Here is a 3,007-nt window from a genome sequence, read left to right on the forward strand (position 1 = left end):
CGTAATCACTCTGCAAAAACTTAATATCTAACACCAGATGTACTCCTTGGCTCGGTGTCACCATCTTACTATGTCCAGGAGAATCCATCGCCATCAGGTCATCCACGAGAATTCCACAGGCATTGATCACACTCTTCGCCTTCAACTGCATCTCTTTTCCGGACTCCATATCCACGAACTTCACCCCGGCAACCTTCCCGTTCTGGTCATGCACAATCCCGGAAACCTTCGCTTTGTTAAGTATCACACCCCCATTATCCGCACTGGTCTGGGCCAAATTAATTGCCATCCGCGAATCATCAAACTGCCCGTCATGATAAACAATACCTCCCTTCAATCCTTTTTTCACCGATGTCGGTAAATACTCCATCACCTTCTTGGGGGAAATAAAACGGCTTCTCCCGTACCCGAAACCAAAAGACAACAGATCATAAAGCGTAAGCCCGCAGAAATACAGGAAATTATCCCAGTATGTATAATTCGATATTACAAAAGCCTGATCCTTCACGAGATGCGGGGCATTAGCCTTCATTCGCCCTCTCTCCCTTAATGCTTCTAATACTAAAGCGACATCGCCTTTTTGAAGATAACGTACACCACCGTGTACCAGTTTCGTACTCCGACTGGAAGTACTTTTGGCAAAATCTGCCATTTCTAAGAGGACAACGCTATATCCTCTTGTTGCGGCGTCAACCGCCACTCCTAAACCCGTAGCTCCCCCTCCAACCACAACCATATCCCATACTTTCTCAGGTTCCTGAAGTTTATTCAACATATCTTTTCGGTTCATAACACAATTATTTATGTATTCAACAATCTATAAAATTCCAATAACGTTCCGCAAGCATACCATATACTTACGAACCGAAACTTCGTTTTCCTAAATTTCGTTCTTTGTTATTGGTCTCCATGGCTCATTTCTCGTTACGAGTAGTGCCATCTCTTTCTTTGGTATTGATCTTAATTTACGGAAACTCAGAGCAAAAGTTTCTATTTTTTAAGAAATATATTTCCCCAGTTTAAAATTAATTACAACACTTGATAAGTAATATTCAATAAAACAGATGTATATTTGCAGTGGTGGAAATATGATTATCGAAACAAAATGAAAACATTATCTCTAAGTGAAAGGCACAACTACATATTAGAAACATTACGCCAACAAGGTTCCGTTTCAGTTGTTGATCTCGCCAACCAATTAAAAGTATCTTCTGTAACGATTCGCAAGGATCTTACCTTACTTGAGGAAAAGGAAATGCTCTATCGCACACACGGTAGTGCCATTTTAATCAATCCTTATATCAATGATCGCCATGTAAACGAGAAAGAAAAGTCCTATCCCGAAGAAAAACGACTGATAGGTAGATATGCTGCAAGTCTAATTACAGCAGACGACTCTATTCTCATTGCATCCGGAACAACAATGCATGCGTTGGCCCGGGAGATCGTGCCTCAAGGCCACCTCACGGTAATCGCTGCAGCTATCAACGTTACAAACATTCTAGCTCGTAACAAGAACATAGATATAATACAACTCGGAGGTTTCGTACGGAATAGTTCTGTCTCTGTCGTTGGAAATTATGCAGAAAAAATGCTGGAAAACTTTTCTTGTAGCAAACTCTTCATGGGAGTTGACGGAATAGACCTAGACTACGGTTTAACGACCACGAACATGATGGAAGCTAATTTAAATCAAGTAATGATACAAGCAGCACAAAAAGTAGTCGTTCTGGCTGACTCTTCTAAATTCGGACGCAGAGGTTTCGGAAAAATATGCGATCTGGATGCCGTTGATCACATTATCACGGATAAATATGTACCTAGTAAAACTCTCGAAGGATTGCGTGAACGCGGTATCGAGGTAACTATTGCCGAATAAAATATTCAATTAGAAAGAGGATGTATGTGAACACATCCTCTTTGGTTGTTAAATAAAATTCATCGCTAGATGAAGTGTTTTTCAAAAGGTTGCAGTTGAAAGTTCGTGTGCAATACGATTGATACAATCCTTTATTTTATTGTATTGTTTTTCTCCGGCCATTGCTGCACCAGAAGCATATTGTCTTAATAAAGAACTATTAATACCTGCCATTTCTCCAATCTTAGAAATATTCAAGAAAGAAAAGTAATTAAAAAATGTCTGCATATCATATTTATAGACAAACTCTAATTCCGAAATATCTTTTCCTTCTTGGCTAAACATTTCCTTTATTTCATCATAAGCTAATAACATATCTTTTTTAGCCTCTTCCGCAGTAGCACCATGCCCCATTAGACCAAATCCATCTAACTCATCCTCCACATAACAGGAGTAATACCCGTCTGTAGCCTTTTCCATGATAACAGTAACTTTCATAATTCATTCTACTTGTTTAGTTTAAACAGGTAGCGGGTAAAACCGCTACCTTTCGTCAAACAAAATCAACTTTAAAGGTGTGGGGACTAAATCCCCATCACCTTACGAATCTTACTCTCAGTACCTTTAGGCACCTCGTGACTGCCATGTCTTGGTATTGGCCAAATATTGCCAGTTATTGGACTAAACCACATATCATGATTTCCTCCATTCCGAACAACATAACAGCCAGCTGCAATAAGTTCTGCGTACAATTGCCTGTACTTCATAAAGCCGAGAACTTTTATTTAACAATACAAATATAGCAATTTTGTTATAATCATACAAATAAAATTATAACAAAATTGCTATATGAAAGAGATGTGAGTTTACGAAAATAAAAAAACAGTGCCTCCAATTTCTTGGAGGCACTGTTAGCCTTGATTTTGCTTTGTAGCGAGATCCGGGATTGAACCGGAGACCTCATGATTATGAATCATGCGCTCTAACCAGCTGAGCTACCTCGCCATAAAAATCGCTGAAACAAATTCCAGCGATTTTGAAAATTCGGCATCGACCTACTCTCCCACCCAAGGGCAGTACCATCGGCGCTAACGGGCTTAACTTCTCTGTTCGGGATGGGAAGAGGTGGATCACCGTCGCTATAGACAC

4 protein-coding genes, 1 tRNA gene and 1 rRNA gene are annotated in these 3,007 nt (G+C 39.9%); 1 reads left to right on the top strand and 5 read right to left on the bottom strand.

The window, feature by feature from the left end; translation table 11 throughout:
* Positions 1–790: FAD-dependent oxidoreductase (locus AB5542_RS19560; RefSeq protein ID WP_368243364.1), on the bottom strand; the 790-nt coding region annotated here is incomplete at its 3' end.
* Positions 791–1,105: 315 nt separating this feature from the next.
* On the opposite strand from AB5542_RS19560, the gene AB5542_RS19565 reads away from it, so the two are divergent.
* Entirely contained in the window at positions 1,106–1,879 is a 774-nt protein-coding gene (locus tag AB5542_RS19565) for a DeoR/GlpR family DNA-binding transcription regulator (protein WP_270582340.1), read from the top strand.
* Between the two features lie 81 nt (positions 1,880–1,960).
* Here AB5542_RS19565 and AB5542_RS19570 read toward each other — a convergent pair whose 3' ends face one another.
* The 4 genes from AB5542_RS19570 to rrf form a co-directional block, all read right to left on the bottom strand.
* The gene (locus tag AB5542_RS19570; protein WP_288215291.1) at positions 1,961–2,356 is read right to left on the bottom strand and encodes a type II toxin-antitoxin system HicB family antitoxin; all 396 of its coding nucleotides are present in this window, start codon (positions 2,354–2,356) and stop codon (positions 1,961–1,963) included.
* An 86-nt stretch (positions 2,357–2,442) separates the two neighbouring features.
* Complete coding sequence (locus tag AB5542_RS19575) at positions 2,443–2,625, bottom strand: type II toxin-antitoxin system HicA family toxin (protein WP_270543898.1); 183 nt, start codon at positions 2,623–2,625, stop codon at positions 2,443–2,445.
* Positions 2,626–2,789: 164 nt separating this feature from the next.
* Positions 2,790–2,863: transfer RNA gene (locus tag AB5542_RS19580), tRNA-Met, on the bottom strand.
* 37 nt (positions 2,864–2,900) lie between these two features.
* A 5S ribosomal RNA gene (gene rrf / locus AB5542_RS19585) occupies positions 2,901–3,007 on the bottom strand; the annotation flags it as partial.

This window comes from Butyricimonas sp. RTP31003st1_G1_RTP31003_210430 (genome assembly GCF_040920905.1).
Lineage (GTDB): Bacteria > Bacteroidota > Bacteroidia > Bacteroidales > Marinifilaceae > Butyricimonas > Butyricimonas paravirosa.